Below are 20,402 nucleotides of genomic sequence, written 5' to 3'. Positions count from 1 at the left end.
GGCAACCTCTCCCGGCGCTTCAAGGCTCGGTTGCCACGATTGAATGGTGGCAACGAACAGAAGGCAAAACATATGATTCAGAAAAACTGGCAGGAACTGATCAAGCCGAACAAGGTTGAGTTCTCGTCCTCCGGCCGCACCAAGGTCAGCCTTGTTGCCGAGCCGCTGGAACGTGGCTTTGGCCTCACCCTCGGCAACGCGCTTCGCCGCGTTCTTCTGTCGTCGCTTCGCGGCGCTGCGGTCACCGCAGTGCAGATCGACGGCGTCCTGCACGAGTTCTCCTCGATCCCGGGTGTGCGGGAAGACGTGACGGACATCGTGCTCAACATCAAGGAAATCGCCATCAAGATGGATGGCGACGACGCAAAGCGCATGGTCGTGCGCAAGCAGGGTCCGGGCGTTGTTACCGCCGGTGACATCCAGACGGTTGGCGATATCGAAATCCTCAACCCGAACCATGTGATCTGCACGCTCGACGAGGGCGCCGAGATCCGCATGGAGTTCACCGTCAACAACGGCAAGGGCTACGTGCCTGCAGACCGCAACCGTTCGGAAGACGCGCCGATCGGCCTCATCCCGGTCGATAGCCTGTATTCGCCGGTCAAGAAAGTGTCCTACAAGGTGGAAAACACCCGTGAAGGCCAGGTTCTCGACTACGACAAGCTGTCGATGCAGATCGAGACTGATGGTTCCGTCACCGGTGAAGATGCAGTCGCTTTCGCGGCCCGCATCCTTCAGGACCAGCTCGGCGTTTTCGTCAATTTCGACGAACCGCAGAAGGAAGCCGAAGAAGAAGCCGTTACCGAACTGGCGTTCAACCCGGCACTCCTGAAGAAGGTCGACGAACTGGAACTCTCCGTCCGTTCGGCCAACTGCCTGAAGAACGACAACATCGTCTATATCGGCGACCTCATTCAGAAGACCGAAGCCGAAATGCTTCGCACTCCGAACTTTGGCCGCAAGTCGCTGAACGAAATCAAGGAAGTTCTCGCTTCCATGGGCCTGCACCTCGGCATGGAAGTGCCAGCATGGCCGCCCGAGAACATCGAAGATCTCGCCAAGCGCTACGAAGACCAGTACTAACAACAAAAAAGGCAGGTTAACCCTCTGCCTTTCCCCGTCAAACAGCAGGTTTCGAACCTGTATGTGCCAGGAAACGGCAGGCCCGGAAACAGAGGGCACCTGCAATTAAGGAGAATAGCAATGCGCCACCAGAAAGCCGGCCGCAAGCTGAACAGAACCGCCAGCCACCGCAAGGCAATGTTCGCCAACATGGCTGCTTCGCTCATCGAACATGAGCAGATCGTCACGACCCTGCCGAAGGCAAAGGAAATCCGTCCGATCGTCGAAAAGCTCGTGACCCTCGGCAAGAAGGGCGACCTTCATGCCCGCCGCCAGGCCATCTCGCAGATCCGCGACGTTGCCGTCGTCGGCAAGCTGTTCGATGCGATCGCAACCCGTTACGCAACCCGCAACGGCGGCTACCTGCGCATCATGAAGGCTGGCTTCCGCCACGGCGACAATGCGGCTCTGGCCGTTATTGAATTCGTCGACCGCGACACCTCGGCCAAGGGCGCCAAGGACATCGCACGCGTTGCTGCCGAAGCAGAAGCTGCAGACGCCGCATAATTCAATCTTCGGATTGATATTTGAAAGGCCGGGCGAGCGATCGTCCGGCCTTTTTCAGTTGCCTCGCCTTTTCAATTTTATGTCCGCTGCCACATGGGCGACCCACTCGACGGACGTTGCCGTGATGAAAAAGAGGTCTCCAGCCGGACTTCGTAGCCAAAGCGGACGAAGTTGCTCTTCAGTCACGTCGCCTTCGTCGATGGCTGCCGAGCGGCGGCCCCATTCTGGCCACGAGTTCGCTGTCGGTTTTCCCGGCATGGTGCAAAATCGTGTGCGCTCCACGCTTGCCTTCCTCCCGACGGAGATCGATGAAATCTCCTGGCTTATAGGATGCGGGCAGGGCAAGGCCGTCGGTTCACCGCCCGCCGCCCGGTTCGCCTAGTGGAATACGCGGCTGGCTTGGATTGAAGTTCGCCTTCAACAGTATCCGAAGGGTCGCGGCGGCGATCATCAGGCGCATCTGCGCCAGTTGAAAGACTTCCGTTGTCGGTGTCTCAGTCATGGTCCCGCTTTCCCGGTTGTCTCCTCGCCATGATAGTCGTGCCTGAGGGGGCGGGGAAAAACGCTCGCGTTTTTTCTGTCATCGGCCGCTTTGCATTTGCCAGCCGACATCCTATCTCTGTGTCCGCTAGATTGCTTTCGATGGGACTGATTTCATGCCGCGTTTTGTCTATCCGTTTGTTTCCCTTTGCGCCGTTGGCGTTCTGGCCGCTGGTCTGGTCTTTGCGGGAAAACTGAGTGAGCCCGGTGTCGGTGGGGTTTTCTCCGCCTCGACCGCGCAGGCGCAGCCGGTCAATGCACTAAGGGCCGTCCCCCAACACCAGACGGAAATGCAGCTTTCCTTCGCACCGCTGGTCAAGCAGACGGCCAATGCCGTGGTTAACGTCTATGCCGAGAAGACTGTTCAGAACCGGTCGCCGTTCGCCGACGATCCGTTCTTCGAGCAGTTCTTCGGCCAGCAGATGCCGAACCGCTCCGAAAAGCAGTCTTCGCTCGGGTCCGGCGTGATTGTCGGCAAAAACGGAATTGTCGTCACCAACAACCACGTCATCGAGGGCGCCGATGACATCAAGATCGCGCTCGCCGACGGCCGCGAGTTCGAAACCACCGTCATGCTCAAGGACGACCGGCTCGATCTCGCCGTGCTGAAGATCAAGTCCGACGGTCCGTTCGAAACCGTGCCGCTTGGTGATTCCGATGCCGTCGAAGTCGGCGATCTGGTGCTGGCCATCGGCAACCCCTTCGGTGTCGGCCAGACGGTGACAAGCGGCATTGTCTCAGCACTTGCCCGCAATCAGGTCAGTTCCGGAGATTTCGGCTTCTTCATTCAGACCGATGCCTCGATCAATCCCGGCAATTCCGGTGGGGGCCTGATCGACATGAAGGGGGAGCTTATCGGCATCAACACAGCCATCTTCTCCAAGGGCGGCGGCTCAAACGGCGTCGGCTTTGCGATACCGGCCAATCTCGTCAAGGTCTTTGTCGCGTCTGCCGAGGGCGGCAATGGCAGCTTCACGCGCCCCTATATCGGCGCCAGCTTCGAGCCGGTGACGTCGGAAGTGGCCGACGCGCTTGGGCTTGACCGCGCGCGGGGCGCGTTGGTGACGTCGGTCATCGAAGGCGGCCCGGCGGAAAAGGCGGGCATGAAGCCGGGGCAGGTGATCGTTGCGGTCAATGGCGTGGCGGTGGAGCATCCGGATGCGCTGGGCTACCGGCTGACCACGGTCGGCGTCGGGCATGAGGCGAAGATCACGGTGCTGGAGAACGGCAAGAGCCGCGATATCGGGCTTGCGCTGGCAGAAGCACCGGAAACATCACCGCGCGATGAACGGCTGATCGAGGGACGCAATCCCTTCGCCGGTGCTGTCGTCGGCAATCTGTCGCCGCGTCTGGCCGACGAGTTGCATATGTCGACCTCCTCGCGTGGTGTGGTGATCACGCAGATCAATCGCGGCTCGCCGGCAGCACGGGTCGGTTTTCAGCCGAAGGACATCATCATCGCCGTCAACGGTACGCCGATCGACAAATCGACGACGCTTGAAACCATCACCAAGGACGACCCGTCATTGTGGCGCGTCGAGATCGAGCGTGACGGGCAGCGTATCCGTCAGTTCTTCCGATGATCGTTTTGCCGGTCTCGAGCGAACCCAAGGACATAAGCGGGCCGGCCCGGCTGCGACCGGCCGATCCTAAGGGAGGAGTTGCGCGTGACGCTGTTCGATGAGGCCACACATAGGCCGCTCGCCGACGCGCTTCGTCCCGAAACGCTGGACGAGGTCATCGGTCAGGATCACCTTCTGGGTGAGAACGGGCCGATTGCCCGTATGCTATCGGGTGGCACGGTCGGGTCGTTCATCCTCTGGGGCCCGCCCGGCGTCGGAAAAACCACGATCGCGCGCCTTGTGGCCACCTCGGCGAAAATGGAATTCGTGCAGCTTTCCGCCGTCATGTCCGGCATTGCCGATCTGCGCAAAGTCTTCGACACGGCAAAAAGCAACCGGACCATCGGCCGGCAGACCATATTGTTTGTCGATGAGTTGCATCGCTTCAACCGCAGCACCCAGGACGCACTTCTGCCGCATGTCGAAAACGGCTCCGTCATCCTGATCGGCGCGACGACGGAAAATCCGAGCTTCAGTCTAGTGGCGGCATTGCTGTCGCGGTTGAAGGTTTTCACGCTCAATCCGTTCGATGCCGCCTCGTCCGAACTGCTGCTCGCGCGGGTCGAAAATTTCGTCGGAAAGCGGTTGCCGCTGACCGACGATGCGCGAGCGGCGCTGATCAACATGGCCGATGGGGACGGGCGCTATCTGGTGGGCCTGGCCGACGATGTCCTGTCGCTTGGGGAGGCCGGCGATCTCGACATCGGGCAGCTTTCAAAGGCCTTGCAGAAGCGGATGCCGGTCTACGACAAGGCGCAGGATGGCCATTACAATCTGCTGAGCTGCTTTCACAAAAGCCTGCGTGGCAGCGATGTCGATGCGGCCCTCTATTGGGGCGCCAGGATGGTGGATGCGGGGGAAGACCCGGCGACGCTGTTTCGCCGCCTGGCGTGCGCCGCCAGCGAGGATGTCGGCATGGCCGATCCCAACGCCATGCCGCAGGTCATTGCCGCCTGGACCGCCTTTGAGCGGATCGGCTGGCCGGAAGGCAGGCTGTTTATCGCCCAGGCGATCGTCTATGTCGCGACCGCGCCAAAATCCAATGCCAGTTACCGGTCCTTCGACGCGGCGCTGGAGATGGCCCGCCAGACCGGCTCCATCCCACCGCCGAAGAGCATTCTCAACGCGCCGACGAAGCTGATGAAAGACCTCGGCTATCACGAGGGCTATAAATACGATCATGATTTTCCGGATGCCTTTTCCGGACAGGAATTCTTTCCGGAAGAGCTGCGCAGCGAGGATACGCGGTTTTACAAACCGCAGGAGCGCGGCTTTGAGCGCGAGACGCTGAAGCGCCTGGAGTTCTGGCAGCGCCGGAAGCGGGAGCGCAGCGCAAGGGAATAGGCTGGACTGGTCGCTACCAGCCCAGCAAAATGTTTGATCACTCAGGCAGCTTGAAAAACGCCTCGAGGCGATAGCCATCGGGATCGACAATAAAGCCCGCATAGTAAAACTGGCTGTATTCCGGCCGCAGTCCTGGCGGCCCATTGTCTTCACCGCCGTTGGAAATGCCGGCTGCGTGGAATGCATCGACCGCGGCGGAATCGGGTGCGACAAAGCAGAAATGCAGGCCGGAACCGCGGTCGGCGGGCACCGGCCTTTCGACCTGCGCGATCCACAGGCTGATCCGGTCCGATCCGTAGCCGATCACCGTGTCTGTTTTCGAAAGCCGCTCGTAGCCGAGCGGCGTCAGGATCGCGTCATAGAAGCGAAGCGATCTATCGAGGTCTTTTACGCCAATCGACACATGGTCAAACATTGCGGAACTCTCCCTGTTTCGCGTCCATCCTCTCTGTTCGGAATCATCCGCACAAGCCTAAACCGTGCCTGAGGTTCAAATTGCCGGGGGAATCCTTTCAACGTCCTGCGGTTGAACCGTGGATAGCTGCCATGCACCAGAAGCACTTGTCACGGTCAAATCGGGATGGCATAGAGTGCATGTGCAGACGGCTGCATGGGATCGGCATCTATCGCCGGTACCCAAACAACCGCGAGGACGGCCTCGCTCCTTTAGACGGAGTCAATCATGGCCTGGATTATCCTTTTCCTCGCAGGAATTCTTGAAATCGGTTGGGCGATCGGCCTGAAATATACCGAAGGCTTCACCAAGTTGATGCCAACAGTTCTGACTGGCGCCTCCATGGTAGCGAGCGTCGTTCTGCTCGGCATTGCCGTGCGCACGCTGCCGCTTGGCACGGCCTATGCGGTCTGGACCGGCATCGGCACAGTCGGTACCGTCATCTTGGGTATCGTGCTGCTTGCCGAGCCTGCAACGGCTGTTCGTCTCGGCTGTATCGCGCTGATCATTGCCGGCATTGCCGGGCTGAAGCTGACGGCCTGAAATTACGGATGCTGAATGGAAAACACCCCCGTGCTGGGCGCAGCGCGGGGGTGTTTTGTATGGGCAATCGGGATTTTGGAAATCAGCGCAGGGCGTCGAGCGTCGCGGTCGCGGCCTGCATTTCCCGCCAGCGGTTCTCGCGGCGCTGGAAGGCTTCGTCGTCGGTGCCCCAATGCTCGATCTGCCAATCCTCGTCGAGATGGGCGAGTGCCCAGGCCTCTTCCGCTGACAGCTGCTTTTCGGCAAAGGCGATGGCGAGCAGGGCCGAGCCGGTGAGCGTGGTGATCGTATGCAGGCAGGCAAGGCCAAGCGGCGTGGCATAGGCGCGTAGCGCCTCGGCGATGCCGTTGATGGCGGCACGCGGCTGAACCTGATGCACGATACCCTCGACGAGAATAAACCGTGCGCCCAGCTTCTCCGCCGCCCAGGTCATCACCGGATCCCAGCGTTCCGCCTGCCGGAGTGCCAGACCTTCTGGCTCGCCTGCGCGGTAGCAAAGAAGATCGGTTCCGGCAAAGTTGAGGATGTCGTCAAAGACGGCGCGGACGTCCTTGGAAACGCCATCGATCGCCGTGTTGGCCAGCCGGGTGACGGGCATTGTCGCCGGGTCGATCTCGTCTTTCTGCGCATCCCATTCCGCAGCAAGCAGTGCGGCCGCCGCCTGGGTCGGCACGGTCAGATGCTGCTTTGCCGGTGTGCGGACCGGGCGGCCGTCGAGAAGGATGGCGTGGCCGCCATCTTCCGCCGGGCCGATGCTGACGGCCGTATAGAACCGCTTTGGCAGCGGCTTGTGCATCTGTATCTGCGCGCGGCGAACGGGATCGGGGTCGCTCAGTGCTGCGGACAGATCGTCGCGAATATCAGGCATGATGTGTCTCCATCCAGTCCAGGATATCGTGCGGGGTGCGGGCAATGTAATCCGCCCCCGCCTCGATGAGCTCGGGAACCGATGCATAGCCCCATGCGACGCCGATGGCTGAGGCACCGGCGCTCTTGGCCATCTGCATGTCGTAGATCGCATCGCCGATGACGACGGTATCCTCAGCGTCTACGCCAGCCTCGGCGCAGCATTCGGTCACCATCGCTGGATGCGGTTTCGACGGGCAGTCATCGGCCGTCCGCGAAACGAAGAATGTCTTTTCATATCCGTGGCTTGCACAGATCTGATCAAGTCCGCGCCGTGACTTTCCCGTTACGGCACCAAGGAGCAGCGCATCGCGCGCCGAAAGTGCTGCTATCAGCGGCGCGATACCGGCAAAGAGCGGCTCGCGGAAATCCATCTCGGCGCGCACGCCACCATAGATCTTCTTGTAGTGCGCCGTCATTGCCTGCGCCCGATCATCGACATGCGGCTGGTGCATCAGCCGGGCAATGGCGATATCGAGCGTCAGGCCGATAATGCTCTTGGTGGCGTCCAGCGAGACGCGTTCGAAGCCGAAATCCTCGAATGTCCGCGCCATGACCTCATGGATGAGCCCGGCGCTATCGACCAGCGTACCGTCACAATCGAAAAGAGCGAGTTTCATCAGTCGTCGGCTTCCTGGGCGTTGGCCATGTCGAAGCCGATCAGGTTCCAGCTCTGGACCATATGTTGCGGCAACGGCGCAGTCACGACCAGGCGTCCGCCGTCCGGATGGGGAATGTCGATGCGCCGGGCATGCAGATGCAGCTTGTTCTGAACGCCGCCGGGGAAGGCCCAGTTGTATTCGGCACCAAAATATTTCGGGTCGCCGATGATCGGGTGGCCGATATGGGCGGCGTGGACGCGCAGCTGGTGGGTCCGCCCGGTATAGGGTTCCATTTCAAGCCAGGTCAGGTTCTGGCCGGCCTGTTCGATGATCCGGTAATAGGAAACGGCATGATCGGCGCCGTCTTCGCCATGCTTGGCGATGCGCATGCGGTCGCCGTCCGGCGTCTGTTCCTTGACCAGCCAGGTCGAAATCTTGTCTTCCTTCTTACGCGGCACGCCCTTGACCAGCGCCCAGTAGGTTTTTTTGGTATCGCGTTCGCGGAAGGCAGCCGTCAGCTTCTGAGCGGCACCGCGGGTGCGGGCGATGACCAGAACGCCGGATGTGTCGCGGTCGAGCCGGTGCACCAGCCGCGGTTTTTCGCCCTTGGGGCTCGTCCAGGCTTCCAGCATATCGTCGATATGGCGGTTGATGCCCGAGCCGCCCTGAACCGCAATGCCCGGCGGCTTGTTGAGAACGATCACCTTGGCGTCTTCATGCAAAAGCATGCGCGACAGAAGCTCGTGATCGGATGCGTGACGCAGGTCACGGCCGGCGATCGGGCCTGTCCTCGTCTTCGGATCGACATCCATCGGCGGAATGCGCACGACCTGGCCGGGCTGAACGCGCGTATCGGATTTGACGCGGCCGCCATCGACACGGACCTGGCCGGAGCGCAGCAGCTTCTGCAGCGGGCCGAAGCCGAGGCCGGGATAATGCACCTTGAACCAGCGATCGAGGCGCATGCCTGCCTCGTCGGATTCGACCTGCTTGTGTTCAATACCCGCCATCTTGTTTCTACCTGCATCCAATTGCCATAGCGCCCCGGCAATGGTGCCGGCCGGAATTCCCTGCGCAGACTGATATGACAGAGCAGGCCGGTCCGAAATGGACACGCAGCGCTCTGAGATGGTCCCTTTAGACCATTGTGCGCATAAGGGCCAGCCCGGCAAGCACGGCGAGTGCCGAAAGAAGCACGCTGGAAGCCACATAAATCAGCGCCGTCACCGGTTCGCCGCGTTCGAGCAGGTTGATCGCGTCGAGCGAGAAGGCCGAGAAAGTCGTATAGCCGCCAAGGATACCGGTGATCAGGAACACGCGCATCTCTGCTGAGGCTCCGAATTTGCGGGCGATCACCTCGGCGAAAACACCGATCAGGAAGGATCCGGTGACGTTGACCGTCACCGTTCCCCACGGAAACGAAGGACCGAAGCTGCGCAGGGCCCAAAGCCAGACGAGGTAGCGGAGCACCGAACCGACAGCACCACCGGCGGCGACAAGAAGAATTTGTGTCATGAAAAATGCCATAGCCGAAAGCGACGTTGGGGAAAAGAGAACCGGTCGTTTTGGTGCATCCGATAGGCCTCAGCCGCAAACAGGCAGACCGGCGGAAAACCAATTTTTAACGCGCAATCTCTAATATTCAGGAGATTAAAAATGCTGCAGCGACCTTTGCGCGTCATGAATGACGCGCGGTGCTGTAGGTTGTTTTCAAGCGGGCCTGCAATGACAAAACTGAAGTTCAGCTTCACCCATTACGACCTGAAGCAACAGCGCGCAGGCGTGACCATCGAGATCACCCTGTCGGCCGTCGCCAATGTGCGGTTGATGACCGACAACAACTTTAAGCTCTACAAGGAAACGCTGAAGCATCAGTTCATCGGTGGCGTTGCGCGCAAGTCACCGATCCGACTGGTCATCCCGCAATCCGGTCACTGGCATGTTGTCGTCGATATGGAAGGCCATCACGGGCAAACCGAATCGAGCATCCGCATCGTCGAGACCGCCGCACCACCACGTTTCCAGTCCGCATCCTGAAAAATGAAAAGAACCGCGCCGTACACGACGGGGCGGTTCTTCACTCCGTGTGGTTGACGCCTATGCCAGCCGCTCCGCGTGCCATTTCAGGTGTTCGTCCATGAACGACGAGATGAAATAGTAGGAGTGGTCGTAGCGCTCATGCATGCGCAGGGTCAGACCGATCCCAGTGCCTTTGATGGCGTCCTCGAACAGCCATGGCCGCAGGCCCGTTTCCAGGAAATTGTCGGCCTTGCCCTGGTCGATCAGGAATTCGGGGAAGCGGGCGCCGTCCTTCACCAGCGCGCAGGCGTCGTATTGCCGCCAGCTTGTCTTGTCCTCGCCGAGATATTTTTCGAAGGCGCCGATCGACCAGTCTGCCGTCGAGGGTTCGACGATCGGTGCGAAGGCCGAGCAGCTCTTGAACCGGTCCGGGTTTTTCAGCGCGATGGTCATGGCACCGTGCCCGCCCATGGAGTGGCCGAAGATGCCCTGGCGGGCCATGTCGACGCGAAAATGCTGGGCGATGAAAGCGGGAAGCTCCTGGGTGATGTAGGTATACATCTGGTAGTTCTCCGCCCAGGGCGCCTCGGTGGCATCGAGGTAGAAGCTTGCGCCCTTGCCCATCTGCCAGTTGGTCAGCTCGTCGGGAACGTCGCTGCCGCGCGGACTGGTGTCGGGGCAGACGATGATCAGGCCGAGTTCGGCAGCCATCCGGCGATATTCGCCTTTCTCCATCACATTGGCATGCGTGCAGGTGAGGCCGGAGAGATACCAGACGACCGGGCAGGGCGTTGTGATCGCCTGTGGCGGGATATAGACCGCAAAGGTCATCTCGACCCCGCAGGCCTGTGAATCGTGCGAAAAGACGCCCTGCATGCCGCCAAAGGCGGTGTTCTGGGAAAGGACTTTCAAGCTATGCTCCCTTGAAGCTGAAAACGGCATTCGAGTCTCGTGCGCGACGCTAGGCCAGAGATACCGCCGCGTTGACCGCAGCCGCCACCAATACCGTGTTGAAGAAGAAGGAGACGACCGCGTGCACAAGATTGATCTTGCGCATTTCTGTCGAGGTAATGGCAATGTCTGAGGTTTGCGCCGTCATGCCTATAACAAAGGCGAAGTAGAGGAAGTCATAGCCGCACGGCTCCTTCGTGCCGGGAAAATCGAGGCTGTGGCCATCGCCCTCGTTGTCGCCCATCTCCGGGCTCCAGTACCGGTGGGCATAGTGCATTGCCGCCATCGTATGGATGGTCAGCCATCCCAGCGCGACGGACGCGAAAGCGACCACGAGTTCGATAACCGTTTCCGTGTCGCCGGCGTTGAGCGCCTGGAACAATGAAATGGTGGAAACGCCCACGGTAACAAGCGTGACGGCAAAGATGATCACCGCGGGCTCGTCGGTCCCGGCCGCGTTGCGTTTCAGATAGCCTCCCGTCAATTTCGGCATACGACGGGCAATCAGCAATAGATAAATGGAAAAGAAAACGACGGCCGGGAGGCTCACCGCGAATTTTGGCACGGCAAACAGGCAAAGAACGGCGGCAATCCCGGCGCAAACGCCACCCGCGTAGAAAGGGGCATGGCGGCGATGGGCAATCTTCCTGTCCGTGCTGCTCATAGGTACTCCTTCAGCCTCGTTCTAACGCTGTTTGACTCGGCGGCAAAGCCGGTCGAGCGTTTCGAGAAAAGCCGAACGGTCGCGTGGCGAAAAGGCGGCGTTATAGCCCTTGCTTTCGCCGGTCTCGCGCAAATGCGCACCCAGATCCCGCATGGCTGTTGCCATGCCGATATTGCCCTTGTCGAAGATACGGCCAGTCGGTCCGGTCACCTGTGCGCCCGCAGCAACACAGCGCCCCGCCAGAGGCACGTCGGCGGTAATCACGATATCGCCATCGCCGGCCCGTTCGGCAATCCAGTCGTCGGCGGCGTCGAAACCGGCGGAAACGATCACGTTGCGCACCATCGGGTCCCGGGAAGGGCGAAGGCCGGAATTGGCGACGAGCACGACCGGCAGGCCATGGCGCTCGGCGACCTTCAGGATTTCCGGCTTGACCGGGCAGGCGTCGGCATCGACGTAGATGGTGCTGGGTTGCCGCTCGGACATGGCTAGGACCGGCTCGCCGCGGCCGCCAAGCTGTGCGCGATCATTCCAGCCCTCGCATCGTCATTGTCTGTCCCATGTTTCCGTCGTTGCCCTGGTTGGTCCGCCGCAGGTCCACACGGCATAACAATCCCCTTAGTGTCGGTGGCCGCCGCGACCCGGAATGGGCGCGGCGCTGCCTTGGATTTTCTGCTTCGATCCGCAGGAAATCCAAGGCGATTTTGGGTCGTCCTAGTAGATCACGACACTGCGAATGCTTTCGCCGGCGTGCATCAGGTCGAAGCCCTTGTTGATGTCCTCGAGCGGCATCGTGTGGGTGATCATCGGGTCGATCTGGATCTTGCCCTGCATGTACCACTCGACGATCTTGGGCACATCGGTGCGGCCGCGTGCGCCGCCAAAGGCGGTGCCCATCCAGTTGCGGCCGGTCACCAGCTGGAACGGACGGGTGGAGATTTCCTGGCCGGCACCGGCAACGCCGATGATCACCGACTTGCCCCAGCCGCGATGYGAACTCTCCAGCGCCTGGCGCATCACCTTGGTGTTGCCGGTGCAGTCGAACGTGTAATCGGCGCCGCCGATCGTATCGCCGTTGCGCTTGGTCAGGTTGACCAGATAGGGAACGATATCGTCGCCGACCTCCTTCGGATTGACGAAATGCGTCATGCCGAACCTTTCCCCCCAGGCCTTGCGGTCRTTGTTGATGTCGACGCCGATGATCATGTCGGCGCCGGCAAGGCGCAGGCCCTGCAGCACGTTGAGGCCGATGCCGCCGAGACCGAAGACGATCGCCGTCGAGCCGATCTCCACCTTCGCCGTGTTGATGACGGCGCCGATGCCGGTCGTCACGCCGCAGCCGATATAGCAGATCTTGTCGAACGGCGCGTCCGGRTTGACCTTGGCCAGTGCGATCTCGGGCAGAACCGTGAAATTGGCRAAGGTCGAGCAGCCCATATAGTGGAAGATCTTGTCCTTGCCGATGGAAAAGCGGCTCGTGCCGTCCGGCATCAGGCCCTGGCCYTGMGTSGMKCGGATCGAGGTGCACAGGTTGGTCTTGCGCGACAGGCAGGAATAGCACTCGCGGCATTCCGGCGTGTAGAGCGGGATGACGTGGTCGCCCTTCTTCAGCGAGGTGACGCCCGGGCCGACATCGACGACGATGCCGGCACCCTCATGGCCGAGGATGGCCGGAAACAGGCCTTCCGGATCGGCGCCCGACAGSGTGAATTCGTCGGTGTGGCAGATGCCGGTCGCCTTGACCTCGACCAGCACTTCGCCGGCGCGCGGGCCGTCGAGCTGAACGGTCATGATTTCGAGTGGCTTGCCAGCCTGCACGGCAACGGCGGCGCGTACGTCCATGGTTGTTCTCCCTGAAATGAATTCGCACCACAATCGCAGAGTGGTCGATGGCGCTCAAGCCGGAATCGGCTGAGAATCGGTCGTGAAATACTACATGTCCTGTAGGACGCGGTTGAGCTCCATCTCAAGGGCAGAGATCGCCTTTCCCGTCTGCTCGTGCAATTTCTTCACTTGCGCCAGCTGGTCGCGCAACTGGCCGGAAATCGTGTTCGACAGATCGTCTTTCGGCGCTTCGCCGATACCGGCGATCAACCAGGCTGGGGTGACCCCAAGCACGCCGGCAAGCATGAACAGCCGGTTGGTGCGGGGTTCGGAGCGGTCGCGCTCCCAGGCGGAGATTGTATCGCCGCGGACTCCAAGCCTGTCGGCAAGATCCTTGACCGAGAGGCTCATCGCATCGCGCGCCCGCCAGATGCGGCCTCCCAGCGTGTCATTGTCGCTTGGCCTGCGCAACATTGCCAAGGCGGTTTCGGTCGATAGACGCATCGGTCTCTCCTTTTGCCCTTTGGGCTTGGATGGGTCGAGTTCCCGGGCGGCCGCGATTGCGGTCGAAGACTTTCACGGTTGCAATTTAGAGGGCCTGCGGCGAAATTGGGCATCCTTCCACGTCAAAAAAGCCGCCAAATGCGCCTTCCGTGCGTGCACTTCCGCACCGCGCCTAAAATGGGATTTCCAGCTTGACCCCTTCCACGCGCACTGCCGCCACGCCCACACATACCGTCATGCAAGGTCTCGCGATCATGCTGGTGGCGATGATCATCCTGCCCTGCATGGATGCGATCGCCAAATATATGGCGGTCTATCAGGGCATGTCGCCGGCGCAGGTGACGTTCTACCGGTTCTTCTTCCAGCTGGTCTCCGTGCTGCCGATGCTGCTGTCGACCGGTGGCCTGCGCGCCCTGAGGCCGAAGCGCCTCTGGTTCAATCTGTTGCGCGGTGTGCTGCTTGCCGGGGCGGCATTGCTGTTCTTCGTCTCGGTAAAATACATGCCGCTTGCCGATGTCTTCGCAATCTATTTCGTCGAGCCGTTCATCCTCACATGTCTTTCGGCTTTGATACTGCGTGAAAAAGTCGGCTGGCGGCGCTGGCTCGCCATCTTCATCGGTTTCGGAGGCGCCATGATCGTCATCCAGCCAAGCTTCGAGATATTCGGTCTGAAGTCGTTGCTGCCGGTTTTCTGCGCGTTCCTGTTCGCCTGCTATCTGCTATTGAACCGGGTGGTCGGCAATGCGGATACGCCTTTGACGATGCAGACCATCGCCGGTATCGGCGGCTCCCTGTTCATGACCGGCGTTATCGCGGTCGGCTACAACGCCGGATCCGTGGATTTCGTGCCGTCGCTGCCCAATTCCACGCTGGGCTGGGTTCTGGTTGTTACTCTCGGCACCATCTCCGGCTATGGCCACCTTCTCGTGGTCAAGGCATTCCAGGCCGCGCCCGTGTCGCTTCTGGCGCCGTTCCATTACCTGGAGATCATCACCGGCACGGCGTTGGGTTTCCTGATTTTCGGTGAGTTTCCGACACTGTCGAAATGGCTGGGCATCGCCATCATTATCGGCTCCGGCCTGTTCATGATCTGGCGGGAGCGGCGGGCCGGGTTAATGGTAAAAATTGACTGAATCCGTCAAGCCTCTGCTAACGCTCCTTCTTTCCGTATTGGCAACGACCCCCGGTCTAGGCTTACCCCGTTTCATGACGAAACGGGCGTTCGGCTGACGATCAATGGGAGAGCGCATATGGCGACACATGCACCGGCGATCGCGCTTCTTGTCCTCAATGTCGGGCTGCTATGGCTTCTGCTGGCCGTCCCGCTGGGGTTGCGCACCGTGCGGGTACGCAGATCGTTCCATGCAAGCCGGGCCAAGATCTGGAGCGCTGTTTTTCCGCTGGGAGCGTCTGCGGACTGGCATCATTCCGTTCTGGCCAGCCGCATTGTGCCGGACGCGCCCAACAGGGTCCAGCAGGGCTATGCCCATCTCGACCGGCACGGCCAGCCGATCGTGCGGTTGCTTGAGATCACCGAAACGGTGCCGGGTAGTGAGTATGATGCCCGTGTCCTCGACGACAGCGCGCTGGATGCCGTGTTCTGGAAGGATTTTCGCGAGCACCGGCGGCTCGTCGAAGATGGGGGCGTGGTTCATCTGACGATCGAGCAGACGGATCGTTACCGCGGCATCGCTTTCCTGCTCTTTCGCTTCTTTGCCTTGCGGCGCGAGATGAACGCCTTGCAGCAATGGCTCGAGACCGGGCAGAGCAAGCCGGCGCGTGTTCCATTCGAGCATCCGCTTGTCCAATCCGGTCTTGCGCTCTTGTCGACGCTGCTTCTGTGGCCATTCTTTGGTCTCACCCGCAACGGCCTGCTGCTGTCGTCGCTTTTGACGGTGGTCATCGTGCTGCACGAATTGGGACATATGGCCGCCTACCGCGCCTTCGGTCACAAGACGGTGCGGATGATTTTCGTGCCGCTGCTGGGCGGTGTCGCCATCGGCGGCAGGCCCTACAATTCGCTCTTCGAGGTTGCCACCTGCGCCCTGATGGGTGCTGGCATGTCGGCCTTCCTCATCCCGATCGCCATTGTTCTGCATGAGGTCGCCGGCGATGACGTTTTCGCCTCGGTGTCGGGGACGGCGGTTCTGATTTTCCTGTTGATCCTCGGCGCCTTCAACCTGCTCAACCTCCTGCCGATGAACCGGTTCGATGGCGGCCAGGTCCTGCGCCAGGTTTTCCACTCGCGTGTCAGCCGCATGGCCGGAAGCTTCCTCATTACCCTGATCATTGCCGGCATCGGCTGGCGTATCGGCCTGCCGGCGCCGGCATTGCTGGCGGGGCTCGCCGTGTTTGCCTTGTTGAGCATGATGGGACATGGCGGCGTCAAGCCGCGCCATCGCCTCGATGAGATGACGGGCAGTGAGCGGCTCCTCAGCGGCCTGGGTCTCTACTCCGCTGTCGCGCTGCACGGCTATGCGATCGTCTACGCGACCGACCGGCTGTTTTCCTGACCGGACGGCGGACAGTTGGCCTCATTGACGGTTGGGCCGAAGATATCCTCGAATGCCTGTCGAAGCCTGATATCGACATCGGCCATCATCACCGGCAGGCCGAGATCGACCAGGCTGGTGACGCCATAGCCGCGAATGCCGCAGGGCACGATACCGCCGAAATGATCGAGATCGGGATCGACGTTCAGCGACATGCCGTGAAAGCTCACCCATCTGCGCAGCCGAATGCCGATCGCGGCGATCTTGTCCTCCGCCATCGAACCGTCGGGCAGGGGCGGCCGTTCCGGACGGCGCACCCAGACGCCGACGCGGTCCTCGCGCCGTTCGCCCCTGACATTCATGCTGGCAAGCGTTTCGATCACCAGGCTCTCGAGCGCCGCGACAAAGGCGCGAACATCCTGCTTGCGGCGTTTGAGGTCGAGCATCACATAGACGACCCGCTGGCCTGGGCCATGATAGGTATATTCGCCGCCGCGGCCGGTCTGAAACACCGGAAAGCGGTCGGGCATGACCAGGTCAGCGGCGTCGGCACTGGTTCCGGCGGTATAGAGCGGCGGATGCTCGACGAGCCAGACAAGCTCGTCCGCTTCGCCGGCAGCGATTGCCGCTGCCTCGCGCTCCATTGTCTCGATGGCCTCGGCATATTCGACCGGTGCAGGGGCGATTCTCCATCGCGCCGGTGCAAAACCATCGGCGGCGAAGAAAGTTTTCTCAAGGTTTTCGCGTTGCATGACCCAGGCAATCCCGTTGATTTGTTTTCTAAATGGTATGCAAAGCGCCAAGAGTCCAGCATTCTCAGGGGCGCGCGAACCAGCCTGTTGAAATAGTTGATGCAGCCGTCAATTTTCTGTCATCCTGCCCTTGTGCACCCCAAATGCTTTTGCTACATGCAGCCCCGCCGGAGCAGTTCGGCACCTACCACGATGCGGTCGTGGCGGAATTGGTAGACGCGCAGCGTTGAGGTCGCTGTGGGGCAACCCGTGGAAGTTCGAGTCTTCTCGACCGCACCATTTGGCATCTTGCCAAACAAGAAACCCGCTTACAGCGGGTTTTTTTCTGCCTTCTTTTCAAAGGTTAGCCGTTTTTCCCTTGCTTCGAAAAGCGCTTGATTGCGCGGTCGCGCTTCAGTCGCGATAACCGTTGCAGCCAGAAGATACCGTCGAGCTGATCGATCTCGTGCTGCAGGCAGATGGACAAAAGGCCGTCTGCTTCCTCTTCCGTCACCTTGCCCTCCATCGTCTGGTAGCGGACGCGGATCGACCGGGGCCGGACCACGTCGTCCGTTATCCCCGGCATCGAGACGCTGCCTTCCGCATGCGAGATCGTTTCAGCCGAGGCCCATTCAACCTGGGGATTGACGTAGATTCTTGGGCCCGAAGCCGGGTCGAGTTCGATGACCGTCAGGCGCTGTAAGATGCCGATATGCGGCGCGGTGATGCCGATCCCGGGCGCTGCCCGCATCGTGTCGAGCAAGTCCGCCGCAAGGGCTGCAAGACCGGAGTCGAAGCGCTCGACGGGGAGTGCCGGATTGCTCAATCGCGGATCCGGAAACCGCAGGATTGGTTGTATGGGCAAGGTTCATCTCCGTGTTTTCCTGTTGCCCCAGAGCTAAACAAATCACATGATTTTGCAACAGCTTGGGCAAAAATGCGGCGGGATCTCGCTGTTGGCGCGCCGGGTGGTGGACCTTGCGGGTTTGTTGGGTTAGCAGAGACGGGCGGTTTGCTTTTTCAAGGTCGCCGCGACCACCGGTCTATGGCATTGCCTTCCTGCTTCCGCCCGGTTTCACGCCGGCGTCCTGGATGGCTGCAATTTGATTGAGGGCGGGCACATGAACAGTACCGGCGAGCAGGAAAAAGACCGCCCGGAAGCCGATGTCTATGATGGCTCGGATATCTACGGCGAAGACGGGTCGGTGCGCTCCGACTACCTGATGCATGTCGGCGCAGCCATTGCCGACCGCGATCTCCTCTATCTGCGCCAGCACGTCGCGCGGCTGCACGCATCCGAAATGGGCGACCTTCTGGAGGCGATCCAGCCCGATCAGCGGCGGGCGCTGGTTTCGCTTCTGGGGGACGATTTCGATCTTTCGGCCCTGACCGAGGTGGATGAGGCGATCCGCCTCGATATCGTCGAGCATCTACCGAACGAGCAGATCGCCGCAGCACTCGGCGAAATGGATTCCGATGACGCGGTCTACATTCTGGAGGACCTCGACCAGGAGGATCAGGAAGAGATCCTGTCGAAGCTGCCGTTTACCGAACGGGTGCGGCTGAGGCGCTCGCTGGATTATCCCGAAAGCACGGCCGGGCGCCGTATGCAGACCGAATTCGTGGCGGTGCCGCCATTCTGGACGGTCGGCCAGACCATCGACTACATGCGCGAGGACGAAAACCTTCCCGAGAGCTTTACCCAGATCTTTGTCATCGATCCGACCTTCAAGCTGCTCGGCGCGCTCGATCTCGACCGCGTGCTGCGCACCAAGCGATCGGTCAAGATCGAGACGATCATGCGCGAAACCAACCATCCGGTGCCGGCCGAGATGGACCAGGAAGAAGCAGCCCAGCTGTTCGAGCAGTACGACCTTCTGTCCGCAGCCGTGGTCGATGAGAACAACCGGCTGGTCGGCGTGCTGACCATCGACGATGTCGTCGATGTCATTCAGGAGGAAGCCGAGGAGGACCTGATGCGCCTCGGCGGCGTCGGCGACGAAGAACTGTCCGATTCGATCGGCAGCACGTCGCGGTCGCGCGTGCCGTGGCTGATGGTCAATCTCTTGACGGCATTTCTGGCCGCATCGGTCATCGGGCTGTTTGAGGCGACAATCCAGCAGATCGTCGCCCTTGCCGTGTTGATGCCGATCGTTGCCGGCATGGGTGGCAATGCCGGTTCGCAGACGATGACCGTGACGGTGCGCGCGCTTGCCACGCGCGATCTCGATATTCACAACGCCTGGCGCATCGTTCGCCGCGAGGCCGGTGTCGGCCTCTTCAACGGGATGCTGTTCGGCTTGCTGATCGGCATCGTCGCCGGAGCCTGGTTTCAGGACTACAATATCGGCGGCATCATCGCGGCTGCGATGCTGATCAACATGATTGCCGCCGCCCTTGCCGGTATCATGATCCCGCTGTTGCTTGACCGTTTCGGTGCGGATCCGGCCGTCTCCTCGGCGGTTTTCGTCACGACGGTCACCGATGTCACCGGTTTTTTCGCTTTTCTGGGGCTTGCCACGTGGTGGTTTCGCGTCAGTTGATACCCGTGTGAAAATTTGACTTTTACGTCAAAGTCAATCAAACTGTCTTTTGACATCGTAGCGGCCGCACATCAGGCATGCTGCCCGGTGCAACACTTCAACCGCAGCTGCATTGTCGGGCGCATTTCGCCCGATTCTCCTGGCCGCGGCGTCAGGCGAGGCAGGCGTGAACAAGTACTATACCATTACGGAGCTGACACGGGAATTCGGGGTTTCGACCCGGACGTTGCGGTTCTATGAGGACGAGGGACTGATTCACCCCGAGCGGCGCGGCCGGACCCGTCTGTTCCGTTCTGCCGATCGCCGCCTGATCATGGAAATCCTGCGCGGCCGCCGTATCGGCTTCACCATCGCCGAGATCCGCGAGATCATTCAGGTCTATCGGGATCCACCGGGCGAAGCAGGACAGTTGCGGTTGCTGATGAAGCGCGTCGAAGAAAAACGCGACGAGCTCAACCAGAAGCGCAAGGACATCGAGGAAACGCTGGAGGAACTCGGCAATGTCGAGGAGGCCTGCCTGACCCGTCTGGCTGAAATCGGCGTCGGTACCTGAACGATCAGATCCACCGGCTGGTGGCGCGGCAGTAGCGTTCGAATTCGAAGCCGAAGCGTGACAACAGGTGCCGTTCTTCGTTGCGGATGGCAAAGACGGTCATTACCGCGACGGACGCACTGCCCATGATGAAGAACCAGGGATTGAGGGTGATCAGGCCGAAACCGACCATCATCAGCGTGTAACCGAGATAGATTGGGTTGCGGGTGAAATAGAATGGTCCGCAGGTGACCAGATAGGAGGTGCAACGATGCGGCAGAACCGCCGTGCGCCGTTCGATCAATGTCTTCACTGCCCAGATGTCCAGACAGACTGCAACGACGATCAGCCCCAAGCCTGAAAGCCAGGGTGCCCAGCCATGACCGTGGACGACTGAAATCGGCAGCGTCCGCCCCAAGATCACCGCCGCCGCAAAGGCCGCCGCATAGAGAAACGGGGGCCAGGGGTAGGTCAGCGGTTTGGCACGATAGGCGTCCATATC

Annotated in this window: 24 protein-coding genes and 1 tRNA gene; 11 read left to right on the top strand and 14 right to left on the bottom strand. The window is 60.7% G+C overall.

The genetic code is table 11. The annotated features are described in order from the left end of the window. Positions 1 to 72 precede the first annotated feature (72 nt). Positions 73 to 1,083 carry a DNA-directed RNA polymerase subunit alpha gene (locus tag AC1D17_RS17475; protein WP_037100639.1) on the top strand — a complete coding sequence of 337 codons (1,011 nt, stop codon included), beginning with the start codon at positions 73 to 75 and terminating at the stop codon, positions 1,081 to 1,083. Positions 1,084 to 1,203: 120 nt separating this feature from the next. Further along, complete coding sequence (gene rplQ / locus AC1D17_RS17470) at positions 1,204 to 1,629, top strand: 50S ribosomal protein L17 (RefSeq protein ID WP_264223943.1); 426 nt, start codon at positions 1,204 to 1,206, stop codon at positions 1,627 to 1,629. 355 nt (positions 1,630 to 1,984) lie between these two features. On the opposite strand, the gene AC1D17_RS17465 is transcribed toward rplQ, so the two are convergent. After that, complete coding sequence (locus tag AC1D17_RS17465) at positions 1,985 to 2,131, bottom strand: hypothetical protein (protein WP_477566629.1); 147 nt, start codon at positions 2,129 to 2,131, stop codon at positions 1,985 to 1,987. 328 nt (positions 2,132 to 2,459) lie between these two features. On the opposite strand from AC1D17_RS17465, the gene AC1D17_RS17460 reads away from it, so the two are divergent. Together AC1D17_RS17460 and AC1D17_RS17455 are read left to right on the top strand one after the other, a co-directional pair. Beyond that, complete coding sequence (locus tag AC1D17_RS17460) at positions 2,460 to 3,752, top strand: DegQ family serine endoprotease (RefSeq protein ID WP_477566641.1); 1,293 nt, start codon at positions 2,460 to 2,462, stop codon at positions 3,750 to 3,752. Positions 3,753 to 3,836: 84 nt separating this feature from the next. Beyond that, the gene (locus AC1D17_RS17455) at positions 3,837 to 5,135 is read left to right on the top strand and encodes a replication-associated recombination protein A (protein WP_477566628.1); all 1,299 of its coding nucleotides are present in this window, start codon (positions 3,837 to 3,839) and stop codon (positions 5,133 to 5,135) included. Between the two features lie 37 nt (positions 5,136 to 5,172). On the opposite strand, the gene AC1D17_RS17450 is transcribed toward AC1D17_RS17455, so the two are convergent. Beyond that, positions 5,173 to 5,550, bottom strand: coding sequence for a VOC family protein (locus AC1D17_RS17450; protein WP_477566627.1), 378 nt, complete (start codon positions 5,548 to 5,550; stop codon positions 5,173 to 5,175). A 267-nt stretch (positions 5,551 to 5,817) separates the two neighbouring features. On the opposite strand from AC1D17_RS17450, the gene sugE reads away from it, so the two are divergent. Beyond that, the gene (gene sugE, locus AC1D17_RS17445) at positions 5,818 to 6,132 is read left to right on the top strand and encodes a quaternary ammonium compound efflux SMR transporter SugE (protein ID WP_477566626.1); all 315 of its coding nucleotides are present in this window, start codon (positions 5,818 to 5,820) and stop codon (positions 6,130 to 6,132) included. Positions 6,133 to 6,214: 82 nt separating this feature from the next. Here the strand turns inward: sugE and AC1D17_RS17440 are convergent, their stop codons facing one another. From AC1D17_RS17440 to crcB, 4 genes are all read right to left on the bottom strand, one after another. Then, positions 6,215 to 7,000 (bottom strand): ATP12 family chaperone protein, encoded by a 786-nt coding sequence (locus AC1D17_RS17440; RefSeq protein ID WP_477566625.1) that lies wholly within the window; start codon positions 6,998 to 7,000, stop codon positions 6,215 to 6,217. Continuing rightward, a complete protein-coding gene (locus AC1D17_RS17435) occupies positions 6,993 to 7,658 on the bottom strand; it encodes an HAD-IA family hydrolase (protein ID WP_477566624.1) in 666 nt (221 codons plus the stop codon). Before AC1D17_RS17435 ends, AC1D17_RS17440 begins: the two co-directional genes overlap by 8 nt. Next, positions 7,658 to 8,650 (bottom strand): RluA family pseudouridine synthase, encoded by a 993-nt coding sequence (locus tag AC1D17_RS17430; protein ID WP_477566623.1) that lies wholly within the window; start codon positions 8,648 to 8,650, stop codon positions 7,658 to 7,660. The genes AC1D17_RS17435 and AC1D17_RS17430 overlap by 1 nt, the downstream gene beginning before the upstream one ends. 127 nt (positions 8,651 to 8,777) lie before the next feature. Further along, positions 8,778 to 9,155 carry a fluoride efflux transporter CrcB gene (crcB, locus tag AC1D17_RS17425; protein ID WP_477566622.1) on the bottom strand — a complete coding sequence of 126 codons (378 nt, stop codon included), beginning with the start codon at positions 9,153 to 9,155 and terminating at the stop codon, positions 8,778 to 8,780. A 210-nt stretch (positions 9,156 to 9,365) separates the two neighbouring features. Here crcB and AC1D17_RS17420 point away from each other — a divergent pair, with 210 nt between their 5' ends. Further along, positions 9,366 to 9,677 carry a DUF1883 domain-containing protein gene (locus tag AC1D17_RS17420; RefSeq protein WP_477566621.1) on the top strand — a complete coding sequence of 104 codons (312 nt, stop codon included), beginning with the start codon at positions 9,366 to 9,368 and terminating at the stop codon, positions 9,675 to 9,677. A 60-nt stretch (positions 9,678 to 9,737) separates the two neighbouring features. Here the strand turns inward: AC1D17_RS17420 and fghA are convergent, their stop codons facing one another. The 5 genes from fghA to AC1D17_RS17395 form a co-directional block, all read right to left on the bottom strand. Then, the gene (gene fghA / locus AC1D17_RS17415; protein ID WP_477566620.1) at positions 9,738 to 10,571 is read right to left on the bottom strand and encodes an S-formylglutathione hydrolase; all 834 of its coding nucleotides are present in this window, start codon (positions 10,569 to 10,571) and stop codon (positions 9,738 to 9,740) included. 49 nt (positions 10,572 to 10,620) lie between these two features. Next, entirely contained in the window at positions 10,621 to 11,274 is a 654-nt protein-coding gene (locus tag AC1D17_RS17410) for a DUF1345 domain-containing protein (RefSeq protein WP_477566619.1), read from the bottom strand. A 21-nt stretch (positions 11,275 to 11,295) separates the two neighbouring features. Continuing rightward, the gene (locus tag AC1D17_RS17405; protein ID WP_477566618.1) at positions 11,296 to 11,760 is read right to left on the bottom strand and encodes a YaiI/YqxD family protein; all 465 of its coding nucleotides are present in this window, start codon (positions 11,758 to 11,760) and stop codon (positions 11,296 to 11,298) included. A gap of 228 nt (positions 11,761 to 11,988) precedes the next feature. After that, positions 11,989 to 13,116, bottom strand: a complete 1,128-nt coding sequence (locus AC1D17_RS17400; protein WP_477566617.1) for an S-(hydroxymethyl)glutathione dehydrogenase/class III alcohol dehydrogenase — start codon at positions 13,114 to 13,116, stop codon at positions 11,989 to 11,991. Positions 13,117 to 13,206: 90 nt separating this feature from the next. After that, positions 13,207 to 13,602 carry a helix-turn-helix domain-containing protein gene (locus AC1D17_RS17395; RefSeq protein WP_264219027.1) on the bottom strand — a complete coding sequence of 132 codons (396 nt, stop codon included), beginning with the start codon at positions 13,600 to 13,602 and terminating at the stop codon, positions 13,207 to 13,209. A 182-nt stretch (positions 13,603 to 13,784) separates the two neighbouring features. On the opposite strand from AC1D17_RS17395, the gene AC1D17_RS17390 reads away from it, so the two are divergent. Next, entirely contained in the window at positions 13,785 to 14,735 is a 951-nt protein-coding gene (locus AC1D17_RS17390) for a DMT family transporter (RefSeq protein WP_477566640.1), read from the top strand. A 117-nt stretch (positions 14,736 to 14,852) separates the two neighbouring features. Next, positions 14,853 to 16,115, top strand: coding sequence for a zinc metalloprotease (locus tag AC1D17_RS17385; RefSeq protein ID WP_477566616.1), 1,263 nt, complete (start codon positions 14,853 to 14,855; stop codon positions 16,113 to 16,115). On the opposite strand, the gene lipB is transcribed toward AC1D17_RS17385, so the two are convergent. Then, entirely contained in the window at positions 16,088 to 16,846 is a 759-nt protein-coding gene (gene lipB, locus AC1D17_RS17380; protein ID WP_477566615.1) for a lipoyl(octanoyl) transferase LipB, read from the bottom strand. The two genes, AC1D17_RS17385 and lipB, sit on opposite strands and share 28 nt — an antisense overlap. Positions 16,847 to 17,040: 194 nt before the next feature. On the opposite strand from lipB, the gene AC1D17_RS17375 reads away from it, so the two are divergent. Further along, positions 17,041 to 17,125: transfer RNA gene (locus tag AC1D17_RS17375), tRNA-Leu, on the top strand. A 64-nt stretch (positions 17,126 to 17,189) separates the two neighbouring features. Here the strand turns inward: AC1D17_RS17375 and AC1D17_RS17370 are convergent. Further along, positions 17,190 to 17,690 (bottom strand): peptide deformylase, encoded by a 501-nt coding sequence (locus tag AC1D17_RS17370; RefSeq protein WP_477566614.1) that lies wholly within the window; start codon positions 17,688 to 17,690, stop codon positions 17,190 to 17,192. A gap of 256 nt (positions 17,691 to 17,946) precedes the next feature. Between AC1D17_RS17370 and mgtE the strand changes: the two genes are divergently transcribed. Both mgtE and AC1D17_RS17360 read left to right on the top strand, forming a co-directional pair. Continuing rightward, the gene (gene mgtE, locus AC1D17_RS17365; protein WP_477566613.1) at positions 17,947 to 19,368 is read left to right on the top strand and encodes a magnesium transporter; all 1,422 of its coding nucleotides are present in this window, start codon (positions 17,947 to 17,949) and stop codon (positions 19,366 to 19,368) included. 166 nt (positions 19,369 to 19,534) lie between these two features. Then, on the top strand, positions 19,535 to 19,921 hold the full coding sequence (locus AC1D17_RS17360) for a MerR family transcriptional regulator (RefSeq protein ID WP_060638414.1): 387 nt from the start codon (positions 19,535 to 19,537) through the stop codon (positions 19,919 to 19,921). Between the two features lie 4 nt (positions 19,922 to 19,925). Here the strand turns inward: AC1D17_RS17360 and AC1D17_RS17355 are convergent, their stop codons facing one another. Then, a complete protein-coding gene (locus AC1D17_RS17355) occupies positions 19,926 to 20,399 on the bottom strand; it encodes a methyltransferase family protein (protein WP_477566612.1) in 474 nt (157 codons plus the stop codon). Positions 20,400 to 20,402: the final 3 nt, after the last annotated feature.

It is taken from the genome of Pararhizobium sp. P1_E7, from assembly GCF_056405855.1.
Note: the sequence above shows the minus strand (reverse complement) of the source record. Positions and strands in the feature narration are given on the sequence as shown.